Source organism: Microbulbifer elongatus (assembly GCF_021165935.1).
GTDB lineage: Bacteria > Pseudomonadota > Gammaproteobacteria > Pseudomonadales > Cellvibrionaceae > Microbulbifer > Microbulbifer elongatus.
Genome location: NZ_CP088953.1, coordinates 3,698,354 through 3,724,896 on the forward strand (window position 1 = coordinate 3,698,354; position 26,543 = coordinate 3,724,896).

Below are 26,543 nucleotides of genomic sequence, written 5' to 3' on the forward strand. Positions count from 1 at the left end.
TCTTGAAAATACATTTGATCTTTTAACACTGGCCTATGAATTTTCCGGCTCAGAATTCGTAACTGGCGGAGAGCTTGAAGCGGCGCCCGGATTGGTAGCTCAGGTAGGGCACGTTGAACTTCACATATTCCAGGTTGCGCTCTTCATCCAGCAGGTTGTCTGCCGAGGCGGCAAGCGAGAGGCCATTCATAAAATTTTTCTTGTAGATCAGCCGCAGGTCACTGTAGGACTGCCGGTACACGTCACCCAAAAGAGCGGAGTTCGCCGTCGCACCGTTGGTAATGGCCAGTTCCTCCCCAGTCTGGTTAAACACCAGGGTCACTTCCTGGCCGCTGTCGACGTGGTCGTAACCCAGTTGCAGGTTGGCGATATAGTCCGGCTGGCCCTGTAGCGGGCGGGTGACTTCGCGCACACCAACTCCAGAACCCTCGGTGACATCCACCGAGGACTCAATATGGGTGTAATTGAATTGCACAAACAGTTCGTGGCCGCGGTTGGGGCCGAGCACAAATTCCTTGCGCAAGTCCAGCTCCACCCCTTCCACTTCCGCCTGCTCGGCATTGTCGAAGGTGTAGTAGTCGTACACATTGCCAGTTTTGTCGAAGCGGTTTTCGATGGCGTTGGTGAGATCTTTCTGGAACAGGGCGAGGGTGATGGACTCGGTATCCGACGGATACCACTCCAGACGCAGGTCGAGGTTTTCGATATCCGCCGGTTTCAGGTCCGGGTTGCCGGTGTAGACCTCCAGGGTTTCGATGTCGTTAAACTTGCGCGGGAAAATCTCGAACACTTCCGGCCAGTTGACGGTTTCCGACCAGGCGGCGCGCAGCTGCCAGGCGTCGTTGAACATCCAGGTAAGGCCGAGGGACGGGTTGGTGCGCTCCTTGTCCATCACATTGCGGAGTGGCTCCGGGGTGTAGGCGTATACCTCCCCTTCCAGAGTGAAGGTCTCTCTGCGTGCCCCCAGGTTGACCTTGAGTTTCTCGCGGATATTGGCCTCCACCAGTGCGTATTCCGCGGTGGTGCTGAGCTCGCTGAGGTAGTCGTCTCCTTCCCAGCCCACATCGTTTTCCGGCGGAATGCTGACGATGCCGATGGAGAGCAGCGTGCCACTCGAACCAATGGTGCCAAGGATGTTTTCGGACACAAAGTGCTTACGTGGATCGGGGATACCGCCGTCACCCACGGTGTAACCGCTTCCCTGGAGACGCCAGTTGTAGTTGGTGACATCGCCCTCCCGGTCCCGCTGTAGCGACTCCGCACCGGCCTTCAACAACAGGGAGACGCCACTGATCTCGTCGATGGGCAACTCCAGATCCAGGCGGTAGCCTTCGTTGTCCTCCCGCATGGTTTCCCAGAGGTTGTAGTGGGCGGTCGGCTCATCGCTGAGTTGAAATGGCTGGATGAGTCCGCCTTCATAGGTGTACTGAGTGGCGTTGGGTCGGTCGTAGTCGGTGTTGGCGGTCATGGCCTGCCACTTTACGCCGAGGTCCCCCAGATAGAGGGACCAGCCGCTGTCGGCGGAGATATCCAGACTGTGGGAGCCCCACAACTGATGACTGACCAGCTGTTCCTCGACCCAGTCGACCCGTTGACGCCAGAAAATATGTGCATCCGGAGAACTTTTCGCACCGCTGTCTTCACCGTTGCGCAGGCGTTCGGTGATTTCTCCTGTCGCATCGTAAATCTCGTATTTCGTTTCCAGCTCGCTGGAATTAGTGGTGTGGCGCAGGGCGATATTGTTGAGGCCCAGCTGGTGATTGTCGGCGATATCCCACTGCAGGTTCACCATGGCGCTGAGGTCGATCACATTGTTGGTGTCGAGGGTTTCCGCTTCGCTGTCGAGAAAGATCTTGTTTGCGTCGTTCTGGGTTCCCCTAAAGCGGGTGTTTTCCTTGGTGTTGCTGCTCCACTTGTTGGCGTAGCGCACCGCGCCGATCACACCCAGACGCTGCTCACCCAGCTCCCAGCTGTTGCCGCCGTTGAAGCTGAGGCTGGTATCCGCCTGCGCCTCGCCGTAGACGATGGCATTGTGGGGAATGGACTCGCCCATGGCTTTAAAGAAGGCGGCATCGAAGCCGGCGTCGACACCGTTTTTGATATTCACGTACTGATCCACCGAGGGCTTGAGGATATCCGGCAGATCGCGGTTGCCATCGTCCATGCCCAGCCAGTCCCGGTTGCCCTGGGTGCTGGACATCAGCAGGTCGTCACCGTGCATATCGCCGTGGCTGACGGAGGAGGAGATTTTAAAAAAGCCCTCGTCGGGAATATGCCGGGTGCGCATGCTGATATGGCCGGCGGTTGCGCCGAGGGGGACATCCGCGGTGGCGCTCTTCTGCAGGCTGAGGCCCTGCATGATGCCGGCGGGGAAAATGTCGAACGGCAGATCGCGGCGCGCCGGGTCGGTACTCGGCAGGGTGGCACCGTTCAGGTCGGTGGACTGGTAGCGGCCTTTCATACCGCGCACGATGGCAAAGCGGTCGTCTTCCATGGACACACCCACCACGCGCTTGAGCGCGCTGCTTACCATGGAATCGTCGAAGCGGGCGATCTGGGTGAAGTCGATACTGTCTACCACCGAGGAGGAGATGCGCTCGATCTCGATCGGGTTGCCCGGCAGGTAGCGGCCGAGCACCTGCACTTCTTCCACCACCGGTGCGTCGCCATCGGCAAATGCATCTTTCGGCGCGAGCTGCACATCTACCGCCAGGTTCATTTTGGACAGCACACGCTGGTCGCGCAGGCGGCTGGCCTGGTACTCCGGGTGCTGCAGTTCCAGCTGGTAGACGCCCTGGGGCAGCTCCAGCTCGAAGGCGCCGAAGCGATCGGTAACCGTACTTTGATTGCTGCCCACCACCGTGACAGCGACATTGCGCAGCGGCAGGTTTTCACCGGCACTCACCACCTTGCCCTGAATCAGGCCTGGCAGCAGGCTTTCGCCACCGCTTCCGGCAAGCCCTTCGCCGTCCGCACTGGCGGAATCAAACGCGGACAGTGCAAGGCGCTGCAACGATTTGATGGCGCGGTCGCTGGCGGAGTCACTGTTGACGATAATCACTGCGGCCTCGTCGGCACCGATGGTGAATTCGTAAGGGATCAAGCGCTCGCCGATGCGCAGCTGCAATTGATGGCCGCCACCGGGCAGGTCGTCATACCAGAAACTTTCCCCCGCCGCACTGCTGCCGATGGCCTTGCCATCCAGCAGTACTTCGGTCACCGCCGCCGGCTCACCGTCAACAAACGCATCCAGCTTGATGGCCGCCGCCTGTCCCTGGCTGGCCACCACCATGCCAATCGCGCTGCACAGCAGCCGCTTTGAAGCACTCAATCCCATGTTGTCCCCCGCTCTTAAAGCTAAAGAAAAGAAAATAAAAGTAATAAGAACCATCCTGTGCGGCGGCATCCCCCCCGCGAACGCCGGGCCCGGTTCAGGATTCACACAACCACAGAGATCCCCGGATTTTTCCAAGCCCGATGTATACAACGACGGAAAAACGAGACGCAGGCGACAAAAATTGAATGAAACTTTCGTGAAGGTTTTTTGGCGGAGGTGTCACAAAGGGTTGTGCATGGAGGGCCGGGAAAGGGTGTGCAAGGGGGAGGAAGGGCTGGCGGGGGACCGGAGGAAAGTGGGAAGCTTACCTCGCCAGGGTAATCCGGTCTCGACCGGCGTAGTCCACACGGGTTTCCACTTCCGTGTAACCCGCGGCAGCGAAAATCTGACGCACCGCTGTGCCCTGCTCCCACCCGTGCTCCACGGCGAGCAGACCGCCCGGTGCGAGGTGACGGCGGGCATCATTGGCGATTTTCCGGATATCCGACAGCCCGTGATCGTCGGCCACCAGAGCGGATAGCGGTTCAAAACGCACATCGCCCTCGCGCAGGTGGGGATCCTGCGTATCGATATAGGGCGGGTTGCTGACGATCACATCGAACTGCTGTTGGGCCAGTGCGGAAAACCAGTCGCTCTGCAGGACTTGCACATTGGAGAAACCAAGCCGCTGGCGGTTCTCTTCCGCAAGGGCGACGGCTGCGGGCATGGTATCAACGGCGGTAATTGCCCAGCGCTTTTTCTCGCTGGCCAGTGCGAGGGCGATGGCACCGGTACCGGTGCCCAGGTCGAGAACGTTTGCCTCGGTCTGTGGGCAGCGCTCCAGTACCACCTCCACCAGCACCTCGGTATCCGGGCGTGGAATCAGGGTGGAGCGATTGACCTTGAGGGGGAGAGACCAGAATTCGCGACTGCCGGTGAGGTGGGCCACCGGCTCGCCGGCGATACGCCGTTTTACCAACGCGTCGAAGCGCGACTGCTGTTCCGGATCCAGTTGGTGTTCGGGCCAGGTGTAGAGCCAGGCGCGGGACTTGCCCAGCAGATGACAGAGCAGCACTTCCAGATCCAGACGCGGGCTATCGCTCTCTGCCAGCTCTGCTGCGCGCTGCAGGTTTTCCTTCACCGTGGCCATGGGAATCAGCTCTGCCCAAGCGCCGCCAGCTGGTCGGCCTGATATTCGGTGCGCAGTGGGCCGATCACTTCATCCACGGCACCCTGCATCACTTCATCCAGCTTGTACAAGGTCAGGCTGATGCGGTGATCGGTGACCCGCCCCTGGGGAAAGTTGTAGGTGCGGATACGCTCAGAGCGGTCGCCACTGCCCACCAGGTTTCTGCGCGCGTCGGAAATCTCCTGTGCCGCGGCGGATTCCTGTGCGCTGTTCAGTTTAGCCTGCAGCAATGCCATGGCTTTGGCCCGGTTCTTGTGCTGTGAGCGCTCGTCCTGACACTCCACCACAATACCGGTGGGGATATGGGTAAGGCGCACGGCGGAGTCGGTTTTGTTGACGTGCTGACCACCGGCACCGGAGGCACGATAGGTGTCCACACGCAGGTCGGCCTTGTTGATCTCGATCGCGTCGCGCTCGTCCGGTTCCGGCATGACCGCCACGGTGCAGGCCGAGGTGTGAATACGCCCCTGGGATTCGGTTTCCGGCACCCGTTGCACCCGGTGCGCGCCGGATTCGAATTTGAGTTTTGCGTAGACGTCTTCGCCGGCAACCCGGGTGATGATTTCTTTATAGCCACCGTGCTCGCCGGGGTTTTCACTGATCACCTCAACCCGCCAGCCCTGCTTTTCCGCGTAGCGGGAATACATGCGGAACAGGTCACCGGAGAAGATCGCCGCTTCGTCGCCGCCGGTGCCGGCGCGAATTTCCAGGTAGACGTTTTTGCGATCGTTGGGGTCGCGGGGCAGCAACAGGGTTTGCAGTTCTTTTTCCAACGGTTCCAGTTGCGCTTCCGCTTCACGCAATTCTTCCTGGGCCATTTCGCGCATGTCCGCATCGCTCTCTTCGAGCATTTCGCGGGCCGCGGCCATATCGTCCTGCAAGGTTTTGTAGCGGCTGTAGCAGCTGACCACTTCTTCCAGCTCGGAGTATTCCCGGGAAAGGTCGCGGAATTTGTCCTGATCGCTGATGATTTCCGCATCCCCCAGCAGGGCGGACACTTCTTCGTGGCGCTCTACCAGGTTATCGAGTTTCTGTTGTACAGAAGCTTTCATTACTTGAGTTTCTTCTTCTCCGGCCCGGGGGCCGAGTGGTCGGTAGGCTGGCTGCGGTCTTCGTCAGCCAGGCCAATAATTTCCCGCACCAGCCGCAGGCGATCCAGGTCGCCGTCGGCGGTCGCCTGGCGCAGGGCCACGGTGGGCGCATGAATCAACTTGTTGGTCAGGGACCGGGCCAGCTGCTCGAGAAGCTGTTCCGGGTCACCGCCGGTGCGCAGCTGGATCAGCGCCTTTTCCAGTTCATCCTTGCTGATCCCCTGCGCCTGGCGGCGGTAACTGCGAATGGAGTCCACCGCACGCAGGCTGCGGTGCTCGCGCATAAAGGCAGAAGCAGCCACATTTACAATTTCGTCCGCGGCCTCGGCGGCCTGTTCCCGCAGCCGCTTGCCTTCGTCGATCACACCGCGCAGGTCATCCACGGTATAGAGGTAAATGTCATCCAGCTTGCCCACCTGCGGCTCAATATCACGGGGCACCGCGATATCCACCATAAACATGGGGCGATGGCGGCGCTGCTTGAGGGCGGTCTCCACCGCGCCCTTGCCGAGTATCGGCAACTGGCTGGCGGTGGAACTGATGACGATATCCGCACGGGGCAGGTATTCGGGGATATCCGCCAGCAGGATTGCCTCGGCGCCGAAGTCCTCCGCCAGTGCCTGGGCGCGGTTGAGGGTGCGGTTGGCGACGATCAGCTGCTTCACGCCCTTGTCGAGTAAATGCCGGGCCACCAGCTCAATGGTTTCCCCGGCGCCAATCAACAGTGCGGTCTGCTCCCGCAGATCGGTAAAAATGCGCGATGCCAGGGAGACTGCGGCGAAGGCCACAGATACGGGGTTCTCGCCAATCGCGGTCTCGGTGCGCACCTTTTTCGCCACCGAAAAGACCTGCTGGAATACATTGTGCAGGGTAGAACCGACACTGCCAGACTCCCGCGCTACGGCATAAGCCGATTTCATCTGCCCGAGAATCTGAGGCTCGCCGAGCACCAGCGAGTCAAGCCCACAGGCCACGCGCATCATATGGCGCACTGCGGACTCGTCGGTGAACTGGTAGTGACAGCTGGTCAGCTCGTCCAGGGGCACGCTGTGGTACTCGGCGATCCAGGCGAGGACGGACTCCGCAGTCGCTTCGCCGTAGATTTCGGTGCGGTTACAGGTGGAGAGGATGGCCAATTCCGGGCACTCGAGGGCAATCCGCGCCTCGGCGAGGGCGCTGGGCATCACTTCCGGGGCGAAAGCCACCCGCTCACGCACCGCCACCGGTGCGCTATCGTGATTGATTCCCAGAGCAAGGATTGGCATAAGTTCTCGTCATCTCTTCCAGATACTGCGACGCACCTGGCACAAAAAGGCCGCACATTGTCCGGGCCCATTGCGGCTGGTGCAAGTGGATTACGGCTATGTGCCTGATAGCACCTCTCAGTTAGAACCTCTCAGTCCGATCTGGCTCTACCCGGTATAAATAGATGCTGACTTTGCCGCTGAATCTGGCCCTGGGGCAACAGGTGGGCAAATTCAGAACTAGAATTATACGGCGATAACCCGGAAAAATACGCCAAAAGGCGTCTCCTCTGCCGGATTGGCATCGCTTCCAGCGCGCCCGGGACACACCCCGGCCCACTGGAGTTCACAGGAGACGCGAACGTACGGACACGTTTCTATGCAGCTTTTCTTTCCCTTCTTATATGCCCGGAATCACTCACGCTCACGGTTGAGTACAGCCATGGAAACGGGCGGTCCCACGCGGCACCACCGCCCGCTGCGCTTCGCGGCCACCGCGGCGTCCATCGCCATATTGTGCGCCTGTAGCCAGCAGCCACACCAGTCGAGCGAATCAGGCCAGGCGGACTGGCAGTCCGCCTGGGAGGCTGAAGCCTCGACCGCACCCGCTCCAGCGCCAGCCAAATCAGCAGAAGAAGGCAATCCTGCAGGGCCCAGGGCACAAGACACTGCCAGTGAAACATCACCGAAGGCCGAAGAAGCGGTGGCCGACAACAAATCCAAGCCATTCCCCATCGAGACCTTTTACACCCTTCTGGTTGCGGAAGTGGCGGGCAACAGAGAGCAATACGACCTGGCACTTGCCAACTATTACTTTCAGGCCGAGCGCACCAAAGATGCCGGGGTTGCCGCACGGGCCACCCGCATAGCCCGCTACCTGAATGCTCGCCGCGCCGCTCTGCGCTCGGCGGTGCTCTGGGTCGAACTCGAACCGGAAAGTGCCGAAGCCCAGCTGGCCGCCACAGCGGAGCTGACGCTCGCCGGCAAACTGGATGAAGCACTGCACCACGCGGAACGCGCGCTCGAACTGGGTGGTGATGCGCCACTCCAGTCCGTTGCCGCCACTGCCGTTGACAACGAAGAGCTGGCAGCAAAAGTGCTGCCGGAATTCCAGCGCCTTTCGCAAAAGTATCCAGGCAATTCTGAAGTTTCCCTGGCCCTTGCCATGGTGCTACGTGCCAATAACCGCTCGGAAGAAGCACTTCAGGTAACCCGCCAGGTACAGGAACGCGACCCGGCCAACCTGGACGCCCCGCTACTGGAATCCCACGCACTGATCGATATGGGGCGTGAACGGGAAGCGCAACGCCTGCTGGAAAACCTGGTGGAGCTGTATCCCAAAGAGAGCCGTCTGCGACTGCAGTATGCGCGATTGCTGATACGCCAGGACCTCGAGCTGGCTGAAGCGCAGTTCGCAGAACTGGTAAAGCAGCGCCCCAATGACAGCAATCTGATTCTGTCCCTGGCTCTGATCCATTACGAAACAAAACAGTTCGACGACGCAAAGCCTCTGCTGGAAACCTTACTGGCTCAGGAAGAGCACGAATCCGCCGCACACTTTTATCTGGCCGGAATCGCGGAGCAGTCTGCTGACCCGCAGCAGGCTGTCACCCATTACCGTATGGTGCGACCGGGCAGCGACTATGTGCAGGCAATCACCCGCGGCACCAGCCTGCTCGCTGCACAGGGGCAAACCGAAGCGGTAAACCAGTGGTTTGCAGAACTGCGACAACGCCACCCAACACAGGTGGAACAGTTCTATCTGCTGGAGACCGAACTGCTGACCAAACACGGATACCTGCCGGAGGCACAGACACTTCTGGGCAATGCCATTGCAGAAAACGAGGACAGCAACCGCCTGATTTATGCACACGCGATGACCAGTGAACAACTGGGAGATTTGGCAAAATTTGAACAGGGTTTACGCAAGCTGTTGTCTCGTGACCCGGATAATGCGAATCTCCTGAATACGTTGGGTTACAAACTGCTCTCTTACGACGACCGCCTGGAAGAAGCGCTGGAATTAATCACCAGAGCCCTGGAGATCAGCCCCGATGATCCCGCGATCATCGATAGCATGGGCTGGGCGCACCATCGCCTGGGTAATCACTCCGAAGCGGTGCAATACCTGCAGAAAGCCCTGAGCCTGTTACAGGATCCAGAAATCGCTGCGCATCTGGGTGAAGCGCTTTGGGCACAGGGCGATCGCCAGCAGGCGATGCAGGTATGGGAGCAGGGATTGCAGAAACACCCGGAAAGTAAACTTATCCCAGAAGCCATGCAGCGGCTGCAGGACCAACAAAGACTGGAACAGCATGTTACGGAAAGCTGACGTTCTCACTCCTTTATATCGTTCAACCCATCAGCCACAGGGCGCACATCGCGCCCTGAAATTTGTCGGTGCAGTATTGCTGCTGACACTTGCTGCGTGCAGCGCGCAAAAACCACAGCCTCAGCAACCGAGCGAACCGGCCGCTCATCAGCCGTCTTCCGCTGCGGCGCTGCAGCGCTGGGAAGCCAAAGGCAAAATGGGCGTGCGTTCGCCGAAAGAAAGTGGCAGTGCCAACCTGGTCTGGCAGCAGGCTGACAGGGCCAATTACCGCATTCACTTGAGCGGTCCCCTCGGCGCCGGCGCAACATCAATCAGCGGCTCCCCGGGCGGCGTCAGCCTGCAGCGGGGCAACGACCCGGCGGTTTTCGCCTCAGACCCCGCGCAGTTAACAGAGCAGATCATGGGATGGCCGCTGCCAGTCTCCGAAATGTTTTACTGGGTGCGCGGCCTGGCAGCCCCCGGCGCGGTGAGCGGCCAGCGCAAGAACGCCCAGGGGTTGATGCAGAGCCTGCAACAGTCGGGGTGGGCCCTGGAATTTACGGGCTACCAGTCTGTTGGCCCCTATAAATTGCCCGGCAAAATCAAGGCATCCACCACTAATGCCGCGGGCCCGGTCAGCGTCACCCTGGTGATCAAGGAGTGGAGCCCGCGATAACGCACCTTGAGCACATCGCCCTGCGCGACAAGACTCACAAATGAACGGGCGGCTGCTAAACTGGCCGCCCGTTTTTTATGAATCCTCTTAAATGGCCACCCAGACGCTCACCCTTACCGCCCCAGCCAAACTCAATCTGATGCTGCGTATCCTCGGACGCCGCGCCGATGGCTATCACGAATTGCAAACGGTTTTCCAATTGCTGGATTTTGGTGACAGCCTGGTTTTTCGCGCCAGCGATGACCATCGGATCCACCTCCACTGCCCCGGGGTCGACGTATCGCCTGAACAGAACCTGGTGTATCGGGCGGCCGCCCTCCTTCGACAGGCCAGCGGTAATACGGCTCTTGGGGCGCATATTTCCGTTGAAAAACGCCTGCCCGCCGGCGGCGGAATCGGCGGCGGCAGCAGCGACGCAGCGACCACCCTGTTGGGGTTGAATCATCTGTGGCAGTGCGGATATGACCTGAATGCACTGGCTGAACTGGGCCGCCAACTGGGTGCGGACGTTCCGGTGTTTGTGCGCGGCCGCTCGGCATTTGCCGAAGGCGTCGGCGAACAATTGACCACTGTATCCATAGAGCCCCGCTGGTATCTGGTGCTGACACCCGCGTGCCATGTAAGCACGGTAACGCTTTTTTCCGATCCGCGTTTGACAAGAGATTCCGCCGCAATTACATTAGCGGCCCTTCGCGACAGGCGGCTGAACACACACTGGCTCGATACCTATGCCGGTAACGATTTTCAGCCATTAGTAGAAGACCTCTACCCCGAGGTGCGGCAGGCCAGAGAGTGGCTTGCGCAACATGCCAAGGCATTTCTGACAGGGACCGGCGCTTGTGTATTCGCCGGATTCGAATCAGAAAGCGCGGCGCAGGCAGTATTTAATGCACGGCCTGAAGGGTGGAAAGGTTTTGTTGCCAAAGGAGTGGATGAATCACTCGCTCACCGGCAACTCGCGAAATTTGCAGCAACGGTCTAGATTGACTATCTGCAACATTGCTGGGGTGTAGCCAAGCGGTAAGGCAGCGGGTTTTGATCCCGTCATGCGAAGGTTCGAATCCTTCCACCCCAGCCACATTTCCTTTTTTATAGGTATCCCAACCTCGCGGATACAGACGGAGCCTCCGGCCCTGCCGGAACACGCCTTAACCAGATACTTGCACCAATGGTCGCCCAATGAAACGGCATCACACTACCCTGCAAGCAGTTCTCGCTCCGAAACTCACCTGAATTTCACTACTATCCTCTACTCCCAACGAAAAAGGTACTCGCAGTGGCTGACTTAATGGTCTTCACCGGCAACGCAAACCCGGAACTGGCACAAAAGGTTGTTGAGCATATGGCGATACCGCTGGGAGAGGCGGTGGTCAAGCGCTTTTCCGACGGTGAGATCGCCGTGGAAATCACCGACAATGTGCGCGGCCGCGATGTCTTCGTGGTGCAGTCCACCTGCCAGCCCACCAACCGCAACATCATGGAACTGATCCTGCTGGTGGACGCCCTGCGCCGTGCCTCCGCCGGCCGTATCACCGCGGTAGTGCCTTACTTCGGCTACGCCCGCCAGGATCGCCGTGTACGCTCCCAGCGTGTACCGATTTCCGCCAAGGTTGTGGCCGACATGATGGTGAGCGTGGGCATCGACCGCGTTCTGACCGTCGACCTCCACGCCGAGCAGATCCAGGGCTTTTTCGACGTACCTGTGGATAACGTCTACGGCTCCTCCGTACTGCTGGACGACATCGAGCGCCAGGGTTACGAAGATCTGGTGGTAGTTTCCCCGGACATCGGCGGTGTTGTGCGCGCCCGCGCTGTGGCCAAGAGCCTCGATTGTGACCTGGCGATTATCGACAAACGTCGCCCGGCCGCCAATGTGGCGGAAGTGATGAATATCATCGGTGAAGTCAGCGGCCGCACCTGCCTGCTGGTGGACGATATGGTGGACACCGCCGGCACCCTGTGCAACGCCGCCGCAGCGCTGAAGGATCACGGCGCCAAGAAAGTGGTCGCCTACTGTACCCACCCGGTACTGTCCGGCAAGGCCATCGATAATCTGAACAATTCGGTAATGGATGAACTGGTAGTCACTGATTCCATCCCCCTGGGCGACAAAATGGAGAAGGCACCGAAGATCCGTCAGCTGACCCTTTCCGCGATGCTGGCCGAGTCCATGCGTCGCATCAGTAACGAGGAATCCCTGTCGGCGATGTTCCGCTCTTAACCCCCCGGTGGATGCGCTGCGCTTATCCACCCTACGGTATGTCGATATATTTTCGTAGGGTGGATAAGCGCAGCGCATCCACCAGCTTGCCAGGTCGCCACACCGCGACATTCCACTGGTATTCCCCAGCGCTTCCCCTTAGAATACGCGCCCGCCCGGCACTGCCGGGCGTTTACTATTGGGCGTTTCAATAGATTCTGCCCAGCTTATAGCAACGCCAGAGGGTACCGGTCGCAGGTCCTTCTGGACAGACAACCTGAGGTTTACCCCATGTCTGATTTTAAATTGAATGCCAACGTCCGCAGCGACGAAGGGAAAGGTGCGAGCCGCCGCCTGCGTCGTGAGGAAGCCAAGGTTCCTGCTGTCATTTACGGCGGCGAAGCGGAACCCCAATCCATCGCTCTGCTGCAGAAAGATCTGTTCAAAGCATTGGAAAGCGAAGCCTTCTTCTCTTCTGTCATCACCCTGAGCGTTGACGGTAAAGACGAGACCGTGATCCTGCGCGACCTGCAGCGTCACCCGGCTAAAGCCATCCTGCTGCACGCGGACTTCCAGCGTGTATCTGCCGACACCAAAGTACACGTGAAAGTGCCTCTGCACTTCCTGAACGAAGACACCTGTAAAGGCGTTAAAGCCGGCGGTATCGTTTCTCACACTCTGAACGAGCTGGACATCAACGCACCGGCCTCCAAGCTGCCCGAGTTCATCGAAGTGGACCTGGCGGACCTGGAGCTGGACGGCACCATCCACATCTCCGACATCAAGCTGCCGGAAGGCGTTGAGTCTGCAGACCTGGCACACGGTGAAGACCACGACCTGGTTGTTGCCTCTGTACACAAGCCGCGCGGCGCCGTTGAAGCCGACGCTGAAGCAGAAGGCGAAGAGTCCGGCGAAGAATAAGCCGACTCCTCTCCAGGTAAGGTAACAGTACCTTGAGCAAGGCTCCGGACACGCCCATCCAGTTGATTGTGGGCCTGGGTAATCCAGGCCCCGAATACGACCGGACGCGACATAATGCCGGGGCCGACTTTGTCTCCGAGCTGGCCCGTATCCACGGTGCCCAGCTCGCGCCAGACAGCAAGTACCACGGTCACACCGGCCGGGTACGAATCGGCGGGCAGGATATCCGCCTGCTGATTCCCACCACCTATATGAATCGCAGTGGCCAGGCAGTGGGCCCACTGGCGAACTTCTTCAAGATTCCCGCCGAAGCCATACTGGTCGCTCACGATGAGCTGGACCTGCCCTGCGGCACCGCACGCCTGAAGAAAGGTGGCGGGCACGGGGGCCATAACGGCCTGCGCGACATCATCAGCGCCCTGGGGAACAATCGCGAATTCATGCGCCTGCGCCTCGGCATCGACCATCCGGGCAACGCCCGCGACGTCGCCAACTACGTACTGCAGCGCGCCCCCCGTAACGAACAGGACCAGCTGGCAGACGCCATCGACCGCGCCGTGGATGTATTACCCACCGCCGCCGCGGGTGACTGGAACGGGGCCATGAAAGCACTGCATACCAGCGCAAAAAACGGCGCAAAGTCCAAATAGCAGTCAGTTAATTTTTACGGTGCGCCTCGCGCCCGAACCACTACGAACACATTAACAGGATTCAGACCATGGGTTTTACTTGCGGCATTGTCGGCCTGCCCAACGTGGGCAAATCCACATTGTTTAATGCCCTGACCAAAGCGGGCATCGATGCGGAAAACTTCCCCTTCTGCACCATTGAGCCGAACGCGGGTATCGTACCGGTACCGGATGCGCGTCTCGACAAACTGGCGGAAATCGTCAAGCCGCAGAAGCTGATACCCACCACCATGGAATTCACCGATATTGCAGGCCTGGTCGCCGGCGCCTCCAAGGGTGAGGGTCTGGGCAACAAGTTCCTCGCCAATATCCGCGAGACCGACGCTATCGCCCACGTGGTGCGCTGCTTCGAAAACGACAACGTCATCCACGTAGCCAACCAGGTAGACCCGGTGGCAGATATTGAAGTGATCAACACCGAACTGGCCCTGGCCGACCTGGATACCGTGGAAAAGGCGCTACTGCGCTACACCCGCGCCGCCAAGGGTCAGGACAAGCACGCTATCAAAATGAAAGCGCTGCTGGAGAAGATCCAACCGCATCTGGACGAAGCCAAACCTTTGCGCTCCTTCGGCCTCTCCGACGATGAACTGGAAGGTCTGCGCGAGCTGAGCCTGCTCACCGTCAAGCCCACCATGTATATCGCCAACGTGGATGAAGACGGCTTCGAGAACAACCCGCATCTGGATGCAGTCGCCGCCATCGCCGCGGAAGAAAACGCAGTACTGGTCCCCATCTGCAACAAGCTGGAATCCGAAATCGCCGAACTCGACGACGATGAGAAACAGGAATTCCTCGAAGAACTGGGCATGGACGAGCCTGGCCTGAACCGCGTTATTCGCGCCGGCTACGAACTGCTGGGCCTGCACACCTACTTCACCGCCGGTGTAAAAGAAGTGCGCGCCTGGACCATCCCCCTGGGGGCCACCGCGCCGCAGGCAGCGGGCAAGATCCACACCGACTTCGAGAAGGGCTTTATCCGTGCGGAGGTGGTGGGCTACGACGACTTCGTCAGCAACAACGGCGAAGCCGGGGCCAAAGAAGCCGGTAAATGGCGACTGGAAGGTAAAGACTACATCGTTGCCGATGGCGACGTGGTGCACTTCCGCTTTAACGTATAACGCCCACCTCCCCCGGCTAACCAGTTAGCCTGCCGGCGGGAGCGCCACAAGCGCTTCCGCCGATTCCGATCCGCTACCCGCGATCTCCCTACAGCACCACTTTTACCAAAGGTTGCCATGTACCAATCCAACTGGAGAGTCGGCCTGCCCCTCGCCCTGACCACAGCCTTTCTGTGGGCACTGCTGCCCATTGCCATGAAAGGGCTCATCGAGGATATGGATTCCACCACCGTCACCTGGTTTCGCTTTTTTGGCGCGGCGGTATTTGCCGGTGCCTGGTACGGCTGGCGGCGGGAACTGGAGCTGAAAAAGCTGCTCAGTGGTCGCCTGCTGCCCTATACCCTGCTTGCCGTAGGTGGCCTGCTCGGCAACTATATCGCCTACGCCACCGGCCTCAACTACATCACCCCCGGTGCCCTGCAGGTACTGATCCAGCTGGCACCGCTGCTACTGCTGATCTTCAGCGTGTTCTGGCTGGGTGAACGCTTCTCGGTACGGCAATGGATGGGCGTGGCACTGGTGTGCATTGGCCTTCCACTGTTCTTCAATCTTCGCATCAGCGAATTACTCGATGGTCAGGATCCGCAATACCTTATCGGCGTGGGCCTGGTGGTGATCGCCGCAGTGACCTGGGCTGTGTACGGACTCTTTCAGAAAAAGATCGTCGCTGAATCCCGCCCTCAGAATCTGTTGATGATGATCTATATGGCAGGCAGCCTGTGCTTCCTCCCCGTTTCCCACCCGTCCAGCGCATTGCAGCTGGACGGGCTGGGCTGGGCGCTGCTGTTGTTCCTCACCGCCAACACCCTGATCGCTTACGGCGCCTTCGCCAAAGCCATGGCCGCCTGGGAAGCCTCCCGGGTAAGCGCCACCCTCGCCCTGGTACCACTGATGACCCTGGCGCTGAGCGCCGCTATAAGCGCCTTCTGGCCCAATTACATTGAATCTGAGCCGATGAACTGGATCAGCTGGGTTGGCGCGTTTACCGTCGTCCTGGGTTCCCTGCTGGCGGCCATTGGCCGCGGCCGCTGAACCCTTGGGCAATTTGATGGCGAATTGGGCGTCGCACGTAACTTACTGATTAATTTACTAAAAAAGTGTTGACAGCCCTTCGAGGTCGCCCGATAATGCGCGCCCTCGGTTAGCCGAGACTTTCAGTGGCAAGGTAGCTCAGCTGGTTAGAGCGCAGCACTCATAATGCTGAGGTCGGGAGTTCAAGTCTCCCCCTTGCTACCATTTTCCCTCTGTGAGAAACCAGACTCACAGAACCTCTACTGGGGTGTAGCCAAGCGGTAAGGCAGCGGGTTTTGATCCCGTCATGCGAAGGTTCGAATCCTTCCACCCCAGCCATATATAAAAAAGGCGACTTCGGAAGAAGTCGCCTTTTTTATTGCGCCACGATAAAGACGAGTAAGCTCAGTTTGCTATGCGACTGACTCCCGGATCGCAGTTGCAGAAAGATCTGGACCAGACTGCACGCGATCTCTCCCTGTGTCCGTATTGCCCAGCCGACGCAACCACTCAAAGCCCAGCAGGCACACCAGCACCGCAGCAGCAAATATCGCCATTCCCCAGAGACCCAGTGTCTCGCGCTCGGTATAGCCGGTCCACAGATACTGCCCAATGCACAGCACGGCCACCACAAGCAGCGTCGGTTTGCGGCCGATCAGCCCCACCACAAAGACCCCGAGCGGCGCGCCCAGCGCCACGACCGGCGCGGCGGCCAGCCAGTTGCCCAGCACTCCGGGCTGCCAGGTACCGGTGGCGGTTTTTACTGCCACACCCACCAGAGAAGTAAACGCCATGATGATCACCGAGGTGGGGATTGCCACCTTCAGGTCCACCCGGCACAGCAATACCAGCAGTGCGTAGATCACCATATCGATCCCCACCCCGGTAATCGCCGCCGCCATACCACCAGCGCAAAAACCGGCCGCAAGGCCCAGGCGGAAATCCCGCGCTGAAGCACTGCGGCCGAGCCCACTGTGAGAAGTAATCTCCCGCAGGCGGTACAGGTGCAGCAGGCCAAAGCTTCCCCAGATCACCGCAAACGCCAGTTTTATCCACAACTCCGGGATCAGTGGGGACAAATACAGGATACCCAGGGGTGTACCCACCAGCGCACCGATCATGGCGCCCCGCAACATACTCCAGGCGAGCGCCTGTCGGCGACAGAGAATAAAGATACTGGCACTGACCATGCCGATAGACTGCACCGCAAAGCTGAAGTCACGGCCAAGACTGGCGGGCATATCAAACAGCAACACAAGCACCGGGAAGCCCACAGTACCGCCCCCCATTGGGGTAGAGCCGGCGGCGTAGCTGCCGATGGCCATGGAGAGGGCCATGGGCCAGTGTTCGGTAACTAGGGGCCAGAGGTTTTGGGACAGCACCACAAAGCCCCAAAGAGCGTAAAACAGCCCGAGGAAGGCGAACCAGGGGGAATAGTGCTTGAAAGACATAACAGGAAGGAAAATTGGGGCCTCGGCGATGAGGCCCCGGAAGCCGGGAGGCGACTAAGACGCCCTGCCCGGCTCGCAGCCTGATTTAGATCCTAAATTAGGCGCCGGCCTGCATCTTGGCCAGACGGGAGAACTGATGCATGGAACCCAGCTGCGCATACAGCGGCGGCAGGAAGCCACGCTTGCGGAAGTCGGCAAAGTCTTCTTCGCTCAGCTCACTCAGTTTCTTCTCATCGACCATGTAGATACCGGTCAGGTTGATCTTCTCGCCACCAGCGTTGACCGCAACATTCTGAGTGGTCAGCAGGTCTTTCTCCGCCAGGATAGTGATGAACGCTTTGGTCATCTGGTCACTTTCCAGGTAGCCCACCAGAGACTCTTTCTTGGCCTTCAGGTACTCGGACTCTTCACCGGATTCGTTGAACAGGGCATTCCCCTCTTCTTCACCAACAACCGGGCTGTTCTCAACCAGACCAACCATCAGCTTCTCTTTATCGTCGCCAGCAGGAGCCAGAACGAAAGGATGATTGCGCACAGCACCGGGAACGAAAACGCCTTTCCACTTTTCACCGTCTACAAACAGGTTTTCGCCTACTTTCAGGCTCAGCAATGCAACAGACTGGAACTGGTCGGTATCGGAGTTCTTGACGAAGACGATCGGGTATTCCGCACCCAGGCGGGCGAATTCGTGAGCAGTCACCGGCACCATGTGGGCGTTTTTAACGTGCTCAAAGGTCCCCAACTCACGGACTTTCAGCTTACCGTGAACGTCGCTGCGCAGAGGTACGATTTTTGGGGCTTCTACAGTGGCCATACAACACCTTATTGAAATTTGAAGTTATTCTACAAAACCCGGACAGTATATTTTTTATACTCAAAAAGGGAAGCAAAAAGTTACACCAGACCAGCTCAAGTTGCCAGCAAAACAAGCGTTAATTCCCCCTTTCAGGGCAGCCGGGTCAGCTTTCAGCCAACTGCCTCTGCAACCAGGCCCGAATCTGCTTTATCCGCTCGGAGCCGTCTTTTCCAAGGAACCCTTTTACCCCCTCAGGAATATGCCCGGAAACCTCTTCATCATCAGCAAACACGTAAAAATCGAAGAACGCCTTCCAAGCCTTACGGTCTGCCGCTGACCGATCCCGCAAAGTAGCCATTGCAAGTAGAAGAGCATCAAGAGGCATGACGCCCTCAGCGCCACCTATCGCACCACCCTGCCAGTAATTCATCAACACATTCACATCGCTCATGGACTCAACATGGTGCCACCACAACGAAGGAATATATATCGCATCACCCGGGCCCAACTCAGCCATCAGCGCATGCTCCAACGCCTGCTCAAGCTTTGGAAATCGCCCAAAGTCAGGCTCAGTCAGCGAGGCCATACTTACTGGCGCTCCTGAGGGAGTCTTATCAATGGGCCCAATATACAAGTTGGATATTTGGTCAGGTGGAAACAGAACAAAACGTCGCTTTCCCGCAGCAACACAGGCTAAATTTTCAGCATCGTCATAATGAGTGGCCACACAGGTTCTCCCCCCAATCCAAATTCTCGGACGAACAACATCTCCCATCAATCGCATAGGGTTTTTTAAATGCACATCTGTAAAGTGCTCGTCACAATAGGCGCTCTGCATCGAAATCACTGGTGCGCCCTCACTTCCGACCTGCCTCAGTAAACGCTCGGAAAACTCGTAAAACGTCGTTTTTATGCGCCGAAAATTAAAGTCCTGAAGATCCGGAGAATAGAAATAGCGCCCCCTCGATTCCGGTGGTGCCTCAACAGATTTCACTGGCCCGAGAATGGCTTTTTTCTGCAAGTATGATATTAGCGAGCGATTCGACTCCTTGGCGCGCCCGACCAACTCCCAGTCGCTAATCAATCCTCGCAAAACAACCGGTTCATGCTTTCTAATCAGGTTATCCTGAAAAAAGCCCTGACTTACCGCACCAACTTCAGGAATCTCGGGCAGTCGATTAAAAATATTATCTGCCATACAAATATCTCCCTCTATGGCCAACAGTTTCTCACGCAAACCCATACCGCTGGCGGTGCCCTCCCCTAAAGGCGACTAGGGCAAGACAATTTACATTTATTGCAGGCATAAAAAAAGCCGGGTCAAAGACCCGGCTTTTTCCAAGACAGCTGAGCTATCAGAAGGTCATGCGAGCGCCCACTACGAAACGGCGGCCATTTTCGTAAGCAGACATCAGGCGATTGCCATCCGTGTTGTATTCAACAAGCTCTTCGTCAGTCAGGTTAACGGCTTCAAAGATGATATCGATATTATCAGTTACAGACGCACTTACACTTGCGTCCCACTGACCATAAGAATCATTCCAAAGTTCGTCACCATTAAAGTGCAGACCCTTGTACCACTCTGTACGATAGTTGTACATCAGGCGAGCGCCCATCCAGTCATTTTCGTAATAACCAGTGAGGTTGTACATGTGCTCGGAAGCACCCTCCACCAGACCAGAGCCAATCAGCTCAAGGTCACGCTCCTGATCAGACTTCGCATCGGTGTAGGTATAGTTAGCCTGGACACCAAAACCGTCGAAATCATGCTGCCAGCTCAGCTCCAAACCATTGGTAGTACCACCTTCGCCATTGGTTGGTGTGGTAAACGCAACATCAACATTCTCGCCGGTTTGCTCATTGTAACGCGGCTCGATGTTGGTCACGCCAAAGGTGTAGCTATCAATATCTTTAAAGAAGTATGTCAGTGCAAGCAGAGAGGTATCGTCGTAGTACCACTCATAGGACGCATCAAACTGGTTCGCGAGCATTGGCTTCAGCTGAGGGTTACCCTTCTGGCCAGAAGGGTTCGCCTGATTCAGAGACCCGAAGGTTTCGAACGGAGACAGCTCACTTTGATTGCGTCGCGCCATTACACGGGCGGCCCCGAAACGAACAACCGTTTCATCACTCAGATCGTAAATGAAGTTGGCGCTCGGCAGAACTTCGGTGTAATCGTTATCGACAGTTACCCAGTTCAATTCGGCGGGAGCCAGCCAGTCACGATCAATTGTGTAGAAACCCCAAGAAGGGTTATTTGGATCGTCGTTCCACTGGTAGCCACTGGACGCCTGCTTGGTTTGCACATAGCGAACCCCCACATTACCGCGGAACTGATCGCCTTCGAAGTCACCCTGAACATAAAGCGCAGTAATATCTTCGGCAACCGCCCAGTTTTGAGCCAGCTCCAAAGAACGTGCATAGTCCGCATCAACGCCGTTGATACCATTGAACGCGATATCTTCCATCACGTCACGATTCTGCTCGATCTGCTCTGTCAGGTTACCGGAGACCGGGGCGTCAATTGATACATTGCCTTTTCCGTTCAGACCACAGGTAGCCAGGGTCGGACAGTTATCGAAAATGGTACCGAGGTAATCCCCAGCGTGCCAGCTATATACCGTGCGCTCTTGCGCACGTTCGGCATCACGAACTTTCAAGCCGGTTTTGATGCTGGTAAAAGCAGCGAACTCAACAGGAATGTCGAGGTCGATCTGAGCGTAAGTTTCCTCGTCAATAGTAGGACGCTCACCACCCCAGATCCAGCCAGCACCGAACGCAGCAGCGTCAGTAGTAGAGGGATCAGTATCCACTACACGCTTATTCAGGTCATAGGTGTAGTTCGCTTCGCTAGTTACGTACTCCCAGGAGGTTTCACGGTAGGTACCACCTTCCGCAGCAGTTTTACCTACCACACCAGTCAGGCTGAATGCGTCAGTTTCATACTCAGCAGACAGATCAAAAGACTCAGTCTCAGTGCGGGAAACACGGTTGATAAAGTCGATAAAGATTGCGCCGGTTCCATCAGTCACAGCAGAAGACGTAACGTTGCCACCGCTTAAACCGCTATTCGCAGCGATCTGATCACGACTGTTATTCGGCAAGATCAGGAAGTTCTGATTCTGGTTATTGGAATCCATTTCGGAGGTGAGGGCATTGAACGTAAAGGTCAGCTCTTCAGTCGGTGCAGCTTGCGCAGACAGGAAGAAAGTTTGACGCTCACGATCCTGCTCAAACTTCGCAACACCGATATGGCTCGGAATACTGTACGCGTCGCCGTCAGACTCGTTCCAGCCGAGGATTTCCATACCTTCACGCTGCACTGTGCGATCTTGCTTGACCGCAGACACCAATACACCGAATGTTTCAGAATCATTTTTCCAGGAGTACTGGGCAGCAATTTGCGGATCATTTTCCCCAGACTTGTCTGAGTACTGGCTTTCCACCGCAATGTTCACCGCGTTCGCTTCCAGGTCCAACGGACGACGGGTATTTACAATGACAGTACCGCCGATAGAACCTTCATCAATGGATGCCATTGGCGATTTATAAACTTCCAGACCGGAAATCAAAGTGGACGGCAACAGTGTGTAGTTAAAGCTCCGCGCGGGATCATCGAGGATGAACCAGTCAGCAGTCGCCACTGTCTGACCGTTCAGCAGGGTACGGTTCAGATCAGGGCCGGCACCGCGAATACTGATTTTTTCCCCTTCACCGAATTCTCGGCTTACCGCCAGACCCGGGACACGGGACAGTGATTCCGCGACGTTTTTATCTGGAAATTTGCCTACGTCTTCTGCAGAGATTGCATCAACGATAGCGTTTGCATCACGTTTGGTGCTGAGAGCGTCTTGCAGAGATGCACGAATACCAGTAACGGTAATCTCTTCAAGAGCTTCTTGAGCAACTGCCAGCGGAGCCATCAGGCCACCACTCAGTACAGCTGCGCTGATCGAGAGAGCGAGTTTGTTGCGCTTAAGCATCGATTTCCCCTTCCTTTTTTATAGATATAAAGGTTTGGTTAGAAACTTTTATTCACCTTGTACCGCCAAATGATAGCGCTGTCATTCGTTTTTATGATAGCGCTGTCATTCTCACGATCGACAATACACAGAATGAAATAAAAAAGCTACAGGCCTGCGAGGAATTTATCTGGTTAATTTGCAGTTTTTTGTAACAGCTGCCTGTCATTTGTGACAGTTGAGAGTGATTTTACATGCGAGTCGGGGTGCAGACAGGATATTTTTTGTACACAGGGCGTGACCAACCGGTCTGTCTCGCTGTTGGATGATATGCAGGGGGAAGGCAATCAGGGCGGGAAGGCGAAGCTCCCGGCCTGAAGCCGGGAGTTCGCGAGAGATCGGTGGTGTCTCACTCGATCTCTTTGATTCGCATGGAGCTGGTACCACCACCCATGTTCAGGCGTTCGCCCTGAGTAATCAGGATGCGCTGACCTTTTTCCAGGTCAATACGGGAACCCAGAACCTCGACGATGGCATCGGCCAGGTGACCGAGGGGCACGGAGGCCGGATCGAACTCAATGGGCTCGACGCCGCGCAGCAATACCAGCTGGCGGGCAACCCGGGAATGGCGGGTCAGCGCGTAGATCGGCAGGCGGCTGGTGGCCCGGGACATGATGCGCGGGGTGCGGCCGGATTCAGTAAGCGCGGCAACGGCGCACAGGTTTTCGACGCGGGCGGCCGATTCGATCGCAGCCTGCGCGATCACGGTATCAATCGCTTCAGAGGCAGAGCGATCAGCCGCCGGACGGGAGGTGGTGCCCAGATACTGCTCGGCGCCGACCACAACTTCCGCCATGGACTCGACGGCGGCTACCGGGAAGTCACCGGCGGCAGTTTCCGCAGATAGCATCACGGCATCGGTGCCATCCAGCACGGCGTTGGCCACATCCATCACCTCGGCGCGGGTGGGCGTCGGGCTGGTGATCATGGATTCCATCATCTGGGTAGCGGTAATCACACCGCGATTGAGCGCATTGGCACGGTTGATCAGCTTCTTCTGCACGCCCACCAGGGCTGAATCACCGATTTCAACACCCAGGTCACCACGCGCGACCATGATGACATCGGAAGCGAGAATAATGTCATCCATTTGCTGGTCGTTGTACACGGCTTCGGCACGCTCGACCTTGGCGACAATCGCGGCATTACTACCGGCTTCTCGCATGGCTTTGCGGGCGATATCCAGATCTTCGCCGCTGCGCGGGAAGCTCACGGCAAGGAAGTCGACACCCAACTCGGCAGCGAGCTTGATGTCCTGGTAATCCTTCTCTGTCAGCGCCGGCGCAGACAGACCACCACCTAACAGGTTGATGCCTTTGTTGTTGGACAGCTTTCCGCCCTGCAGCACGCGACAGAACAGCTTCGTATTGGTGCCACCGGTCACTTCCAGACGGATCTTACCGTCGTCCAGCAACAGGATATTGCCCGGTTTGCAGTCGGCAATCAGGGACGGGTAATCCACGCCCACCTTCTGCTGGTTACCGCCCTCTTTCGGGCAGTCGGCATCCAGGGTGAATTCCGCGTTGTTCTCGAGGAAGATACTGCCTTCAGCGAAACGGGCGATGCGGATTTTCGGGCCCTGCAGGTCACCCAGCACGGCGACCAGTTTATTCTGCTCTGCAGCGGCACGGCGCACTTCTTCCACACGTTTGCGGTGGTCGTCGGCACTGCCGTGGGAGAAGTTCAGGCGTACAACGTTGACGCCGGCGCGGATAATCTCGTCAATAACACGCGGCTTGTCTGTGCCTGGGCCGAGTGTGGCAACAATTTTTGTATGGCGAATCATAGTGATGGTTTTGTAATTAAATTAGGAGTGAAACGTTTTTTGTTGATCGTTTTTAGCAACTATTTTTTGCAGTCGCCGTTGACTGCGAACAATGCGGCCGGGGCAGGTATTGCACCCACCCCGGCCGGATAACGAAACGTTATCAGACTGTAATGACAGTCAATTGATCAGGCTCGCTTACAGGCCTTGCGCCTTCGCCATCGCCAAGCTGGTGTCGAGCATACGGTGGGAGAAGCCCCACTCGTTGTCGTACCAGGACATGACTTTCACCAGGTTGCCGTTCACACGCGTGTGATTCGCATCGAAGTGGCTGGACGCTGCAGTGTGGTTAAAGTCCACGGAAACCAGTGGTTGATCACAGTAGGACAGGACACCACCCTTCATGCTGCCGGCGGCGTCTTGCAGGATTGCGTTGATTTCGTCGGCAGTGGTTTCGCGACTGGCGATAAACTGGCAGTCCACCAGAGATACGTTGTTTACCGGTACACGTACAGCCATGCCGTCCAGCTTGCCCTGCAGTTCCGGCAGAACCAGACCAACGGCAGCCGCAGCACCGGTTTTGGTCGGGATCATATTGTCGGCCGCGGCGCGCGCACGGTAGATATCCTTGTGCACGGCGTCCTGGGTGTTCTGGTCATTGGTATAGGCGTGCACGGTGGTCATAAAGCCGCGCTCGATACCGATGGACTCGTTCAGAACCTTGGCCACCGGGGCCAGACAGTTGGTGGTACAGGACGCGTTGGAGACAACTTTGTGCTCCGCTGTGAGCTTGTCGTCATTCACACCGTAAACCACGGTCAGGTCGGCATCTTTAGACGGCGCGGAAATCAGTACCGCTTTAGCACCGGCTTCCATGTGCTTGGAAGCGGACGCTTTATCGGTGAACAGGCCGGTACATTCCAGCACCAGGTCCACCTTCAGTTCTGCCCAAGGCAGTGCCGCAGGGTCACGCTCCTGACATACTTTTACAGTGTCACCACCGATCACCAGGTTTTCGCCGTCGACGGCAACTTCGGTATTGAAGCGACCGTGTACGGTATCAAAACGGGTCAGGTGGGCATTGGCTTCAACCGGTGCCAGATCGTTGATGGCAACCAGTTGGATGCGGTCGTTGTAGCCGGACTCGTAGATAGCACGAGTTACGTTGCGTCCGATGCGTCCATATCCGTTGATAGCAATTCTGAGTTTCATATCGCTACACCCTCTGTGATTTAACGTTTGAAATTTTTGTTGTTCGTGCCGGGCGATATGTTCCCCCCCAGCACAGCTCTACTACTTGAAACTGTCTAAAAGCACAGCGAAAAGGCGTTACCCTTTCAGCTGAGAAGCCTCCTTGGCCAGGCGGGTAATCTCCGCCCAATTTTTCTCGGCAACCAATTTCGGTGCTGCCATCCAGGACCCACCAACGCACACGACATTGGACAGAGCGAGGTAATCGCTGGCATTTTGCGGGCTGACGCCGCCAGTGGGACAGAACTTCACTTTCGCCAGCGGGCCGCCAATGGATTTCAGCATGGGAATGCCGCCCGCCGCTTCTGTAGGGAAAAACTTCTGATAGCCGTATCCACGCTCAAACAGACGCATGACTTCAGACGGGTTAGCGGCACCGGGCAACAGTGGCACAGAAACATTGTCGGCCGCATCCAACAGTGCTTCGGTAGCACCGGGGCTCACCATAAAGGTTGCACCGGCATCCACTGACCGCTGGATGTCACCGGCGTTCAACACGGTGCCGGTACCCACGTGAGCGTCTGGCAGATGCTTGGCAATTTCTTCCACCGCCGCCAGCGCCGCTTCAGTACGCAGGGTTACCTCCAGCACATTCAGCCCGCCTTCAACCAGGGCCTGAGCCAGTGGCAGCGCGTCGCTGACATTTTCCACAACAATAACCGGCACTACGCCAGCCTGTTCCAATACGGGTACGAGAGTCTGTTGCATCGTCACTTCCTAAAACTCGTCAATTCGTTGTTATTTCATTGGCCCAGGATCTGGGCGAATTCCTTAAGGCGCCCAGTAAACGGTGACCGGCTTCTGCCCCTGCTTGAGGATACTGCGCACCGGCATCTCTGCCGTGTCATCTCCGAGCAGCGCCTGGCGATACACCTTGAGTTTTTCCTCACCGGTAATCAGCAATTTGATTTCTTTCGCCTGCAAAATTGCAGCGAGAGTTAGCGTCATACGCTCGGTGTGCGCACCCGTCACCGCGCTTTGTTTGGCAGTAATGGCTTTACACAATTTCTCACTCTTCGCGTCGAGTGCCTCATCCAGCCCTTCTGCGTAAGGGAAAAATGACGCGGTATGACCATCGTTCCCCATGCCGAGCACGCAGACATCAAACGGGCGCGGCAGCTCTTGAAAAGCGCGTTCGCAATCCGCTTCACCTTCAGCCGGTGTCGCCGCGGCATTTTTCATCCCCAGGCAAGGTGCTTTGGCGGCTTCGTTTTGTAGCAGGCTGTTGGTGATAAACGCCAGGTTGCTGCCGGCCTCATCTTTTTCCACCCAGCGCTCATCCACCAGCGCCACATTGACCTGCTCCCAGGGCAGCGGGCGACGGGAAAGCTCGCGATAAACCGGCTCGGGCGAGCTGCCGCCACTCACCAGAAAAGTCGCCTGACCGTTGGCTTTGATTCCGGCGTGCAGCGCCGCTGCGCACTCGTTTGCCAGCGCCAGCGTGAGCCTTTCCCTATCTGCAAAAAACTTTTCTTCAACCATGTCGTTT

The 26,543-nt window shown here is 57.4% G+C and carries 20 protein-coding genes and 3 tRNA genes; 11 read left to right on the top strand and 12 right to left on the bottom strand.

Annotated elements, in window-relative coordinates; translation table 11 throughout:
* Window positions 1-49 precede the first annotated feature (49 nt).
* The 4 genes from LRR79_RS15260 to hemA all read right to left on the bottom strand — a co-directional run bounded on the left by LRR79_RS15260 (window position 50) and on the right by hemA (window position 6,861).
* Window positions 50-3,331, bottom strand: a complete 3,282-nt coding sequence (locus LRR79_RS15260) for a TonB-dependent receptor (RefSeq protein WP_231758030.1) — start codon at window positions 3,329-3,331, stop codon at window positions 50-52.
* Window positions 3,332-3,641: 310 nt separating this feature from the next.
* Window positions 3,642-4,466 carry a peptide chain release factor N(5)-glutamine methyltransferase gene (gene prmC, locus LRR79_RS15265; protein WP_231758031.1) on the bottom strand — a complete coding sequence of 275 codons (825 nt, stop codon included), beginning with the start codon at window positions 4,464-4,466 and terminating at the stop codon, window positions 3,642-3,644.
* Window positions 4,467-4,471: 5 nt separating this feature from the next.
* Window positions 4,472-5,557, bottom strand: coding sequence for a peptide chain release factor 1 (gene prfA, locus LRR79_RS15270; RefSeq protein ID WP_231758032.1), 1,086 nt, complete (start codon window positions 5,555-5,557; stop codon window positions 4,472-4,474).
* Window positions 5,557-6,861: a glutamyl-tRNA reductase gene (hemA, locus tag LRR79_RS15275; RefSeq protein ID WP_231758033.1), complete on the bottom strand. Its 1,305-nt coding sequence runs from the start codon at window positions 6,859-6,861 to the stop codon at window positions 5,557-5,559. Before hemA ends, prfA begins: the two co-directional genes overlap by 1 nt.
* Window positions 6,862-7,282: 421 nt before the next feature.
* Between hemA and LRR79_RS15280 the strand changes: the two genes are divergently transcribed.
* The 11 genes from LRR79_RS15280 to LRR79_RS15330 all read left to right on the top strand — a co-directional run bounded on the left by LRR79_RS15280 (window position 7,283) and on the right by LRR79_RS15330 (window position 16,108).
* Window positions 7,283-9,172: a tetratricopeptide repeat protein gene (locus LRR79_RS15280; RefSeq protein ID WP_231758034.1), complete on the top strand. Its 1,890-nt coding sequence runs from the start codon at window positions 7,283-7,285 to the stop codon at window positions 9,170-9,172.
* Complete coding sequence (lolB, locus tag LRR79_RS15285; RefSeq protein WP_231758035.1) at window positions 9,156-9,827, top strand: lipoprotein insertase outer membrane protein LolB; 672 nt, start codon at window positions 9,156-9,158, stop codon at window positions 9,825-9,827. The genes LRR79_RS15280 and lolB overlap by 17 nt, the downstream gene beginning before the upstream one ends.
* A 139-nt stretch (window positions 9,828-9,966) precedes the next feature.
* Window positions 9,967-10,809 (top strand): 4-(cytidine 5'-diphospho)-2-C-methyl-D-erythritol kinase, encoded by an 843-nt coding sequence (ispE, locus tag LRR79_RS15290; RefSeq protein ID WP_231758036.1) that lies wholly within the window; start codon window positions 9,967-9,969, stop codon window positions 10,807-10,809.
* A 21-nt stretch (window positions 10,810-10,830) separates the two neighbouring features.
* A tRNA-Gln gene (locus tag LRR79_RS15295) sits at window positions 10,831-10,905 on the top strand.
* Window positions 10,906-11,115: 210 nt separating this feature from the next.
* A complete protein-coding gene (locus LRR79_RS15300; protein ID WP_269455117.1) occupies window positions 11,116-12,048 on the top strand; it encodes a ribose-phosphate pyrophosphokinase in 933 nt (310 codons plus the stop codon).
* Between the two features lie 270 nt (window positions 12,049-12,318).
* On the top strand, window positions 12,319-12,948 hold the full coding sequence (locus LRR79_RS15305) for a 50S ribosomal protein L25/general stress protein Ctc (protein WP_231758038.1): 630 nt from the start codon (window positions 12,319-12,321) through the stop codon (window positions 12,946-12,948).
* Between the two features lie 32 nt (window positions 12,949-12,980).
* Window positions 12,981-13,598 carry an aminoacyl-tRNA hydrolase gene (gene pth, locus LRR79_RS15310; RefSeq protein WP_231758039.1) on the top strand — a complete coding sequence of 206 codons (618 nt, stop codon included), beginning with the start codon at window positions 12,981-12,983 and terminating at the stop codon, window positions 13,596-13,598.
* A gap of 68 nt (window positions 13,599-13,666) precedes the next feature.
* A complete protein-coding gene (ychF, locus tag LRR79_RS15315; protein ID WP_231758040.1) occupies window positions 13,667-14,758 on the top strand; it encodes a redox-regulated ATPase YchF in 1,092 nt (363 codons plus the stop codon).
* Window positions 14,759-14,875: 117 nt separating this feature from the next.
* Entirely contained in the window at window positions 14,876-15,790 is a 915-nt protein-coding gene (locus LRR79_RS15320) for a DMT family transporter (RefSeq protein ID WP_231758041.1), read from the top strand.
* Between the two features lie 127 nt (window positions 15,791-15,917).
* A tRNA-Met gene (locus LRR79_RS15325) sits at window positions 15,918-15,994 on the top strand.
* 39 nt (window positions 15,995-16,033) lie between these two features.
* Window positions 16,034-16,108, top strand: a tRNA-Gln gene (locus tag LRR79_RS15330).
* 74 nt (window positions 16,109-16,182) lie between these two features.
* Here LRR79_RS15330 and LRR79_RS15335 read toward each other — a convergent pair.
* From LRR79_RS15335 to pgl, 8 genes are all read right to left on the bottom strand, one after another.
* Window positions 16,183-17,220, bottom strand: a complete 1,038-nt coding sequence (locus tag LRR79_RS15335) for a sulfite exporter TauE/SafE family protein (RefSeq protein WP_231758042.1) — start codon at window positions 17,218-17,220, stop codon at window positions 16,183-16,185.
* Window positions 17,221-17,317: 97 nt separating this feature from the next.
* Entirely contained in the window at window positions 17,318-18,034 is a 717-nt protein-coding gene (locus LRR79_RS15340) for a SapC family protein (RefSeq protein ID WP_231758043.1), read from the bottom strand.
* A 145-nt stretch (window positions 18,035-18,179) separates the two neighbouring features.
* A complete protein-coding gene (locus LRR79_RS15345; RefSeq protein WP_231758044.1) occupies window positions 18,180-19,214 on the bottom strand; it encodes a cupin-like domain-containing protein in 1,035 nt (344 codons plus the stop codon).
* A gap of 157 nt (window positions 19,215-19,371) precedes the next feature.
* Window positions 19,372-21,999 carry a TonB-dependent receptor gene (locus tag LRR79_RS15350; RefSeq protein WP_231758045.1) on the bottom strand — a complete coding sequence of 876 codons (2,628 nt, stop codon included), beginning with the start codon at window positions 21,997-21,999 and terminating at the stop codon, window positions 19,372-19,374.
* 388 nt (window positions 22,000-22,387) lie between these two features.
* The gene (gene pyk / locus LRR79_RS15355; RefSeq protein ID WP_231758046.1) at window positions 22,388-23,824 is read right to left on the bottom strand and encodes a pyruvate kinase; all 1,437 of its coding nucleotides are present in this window, start codon (window positions 23,822-23,824) and stop codon (window positions 22,388-22,390) included.
* A gap of 177 nt (window positions 23,825-24,001) precedes the next feature.
* The gene (gene gap / locus LRR79_RS15360; RefSeq protein WP_231758047.1) at window positions 24,002-25,015 is read right to left on the bottom strand and encodes a type I glyceraldehyde-3-phosphate dehydrogenase; all 1,014 of its coding nucleotides are present in this window, start codon (window positions 25,013-25,015) and stop codon (window positions 24,002-24,004) included.
* A 117-nt stretch (window positions 25,016-25,132) separates the two neighbouring features.
* Entirely contained in the window at window positions 25,133-25,762 is a 630-nt protein-coding gene (gene eda / locus LRR79_RS15365; protein WP_231758048.1) for a bifunctional 4-hydroxy-2-oxoglutarate aldolase/2-dehydro-3-deoxy-phosphogluconate aldolase, read from the bottom strand.
* A 63-nt stretch (window positions 25,763-25,825) separates the two neighbouring features.
* On the bottom strand, window positions 25,826-26,536 hold the full coding sequence (pgl, locus tag LRR79_RS15370) for a 6-phosphogluconolactonase (RefSeq protein ID WP_231758049.1): 711 nt from the start codon (window positions 26,534-26,536) through the stop codon (window positions 25,826-25,828).
* Between the last annotated feature and the right edge of the window lie 7 nt (window positions 26,537-26,543).

What these genes read in the sequence shown, in the direction of transcription:
- prmC (WP_231758031.1), bottom strand. Translation starts at nt 4,466, where the DNA reads ATGGCCACGGTGAAGGAAAACCTGCAGCGCGCAGCAGAGCTGGCAGAG.
- prfA (WP_231758032.1), bottom strand. Translation starts at nt 5,557, where the DNA reads ATGAAAGCTTCTGTACAACAGAAACTCGATAACCTGGTAGAGCGCCAC.
- hemA (WP_231758033.1), bottom strand. Translation starts at nt 6,861, where the DNA reads ATGCCAATCCTTGCTCTGGGAATCAATCACGATAGCGCACCGGTGGCG.
- LRR79_RS15280 (WP_231758034.1), top strand. Translation starts at nt 7,283, where the DNA reads ATGGAAACGGGCGGTCCCACGCGGCACCACCGCCCGCTGCGCTTCGCG.
- lolB (WP_231758035.1), top strand. Translation starts at nt 9,156, where the DNA reads ATGTTACGGAAAGCTGACGTTCTCACTCCTTTATATCGTTCAACCCAT.
- ispE (WP_231758036.1), top strand. Translation starts at nt 9,967, where the DNA reads ATGCTGCGTATCCTCGGACGCCGCGCCGATGGCTATCACGAATTGCAA.
- LRR79_RS15300 (WP_269455117.1), top strand. Translation starts at nt 11,116, where the DNA reads ATGGTCTTCACCGGCAACGCAAACCCGGAACTGGCACAAAAGGTTGTT.
- LRR79_RS15305 (WP_231758038.1), top strand. Translation starts at nt 12,319, where the DNA reads ATGTCTGATTTTAAATTGAATGCCAACGTCCGCAGCGACGAAGGGAAA.
- ychF (WP_231758040.1), top strand. Translation starts at nt 13,667, where the DNA reads ATGGGTTTTACTTGCGGCATTGTCGGCCTGCCCAACGTGGGCAAATCC.
- LRR79_RS15320 (WP_231758041.1), top strand. Translation starts at nt 14,876, where the DNA reads ATGTACCAATCCAACTGGAGAGTCGGCCTGCCCCTCGCCCTGACCACA.
- LRR79_RS15335 (WP_231758042.1), bottom strand. Translation starts at nt 17,220, where the DNA reads ATGTCTTTCAAGCACTATTCCCCCTGGTTCGCCTTCCTCGGGCTGTTT.
- LRR79_RS15340 (WP_231758043.1), bottom strand. Translation starts at nt 18,034, where the DNA reads ATGGCCACTGTAGAAGCCCCAAAAATCGTACCTCTGCGCAGCGACGTT.
- LRR79_RS15345 (WP_231758044.1), bottom strand. Translation starts at nt 19,214, where the DNA reads ATGGCAGATAATATTTTTAATCGACTGCCCGAGATTCCTGAAGTTGGT.
- LRR79_RS15350 (WP_231758045.1), bottom strand. Translation starts at nt 21,999, where the DNA reads ATGCTTAAGCGCAACAAACTCGCTCTCTCGATCAGCGCAGCTGTACTG.
- pyk (WP_231758046.1), bottom strand. Translation starts at nt 23,824, where the DNA reads ATGATTCGCCATACAAAAATTGTTGCCACACTCGGCCCAGGCACAGAC.
- gap (WP_231758047.1), bottom strand. Translation starts at nt 25,015, where the DNA reads ATGAAACTCAGAATTGCTATCAACGGATATGGACGCATCGGACGCAAC.
- eda (WP_231758048.1), bottom strand. Translation starts at nt 25,762, where the DNA reads ATGCAACAGACTCTCGTACCCGTATTGGAACAGGCTGGCGTAGTGCCG.
- pgl (WP_231758049.1), bottom strand. Translation starts at nt 26,536, where the DNA reads ATGGTTGAAGAAAAGTTTTTTGCAGATAGGGAAAGGCTCACGCTGGCG.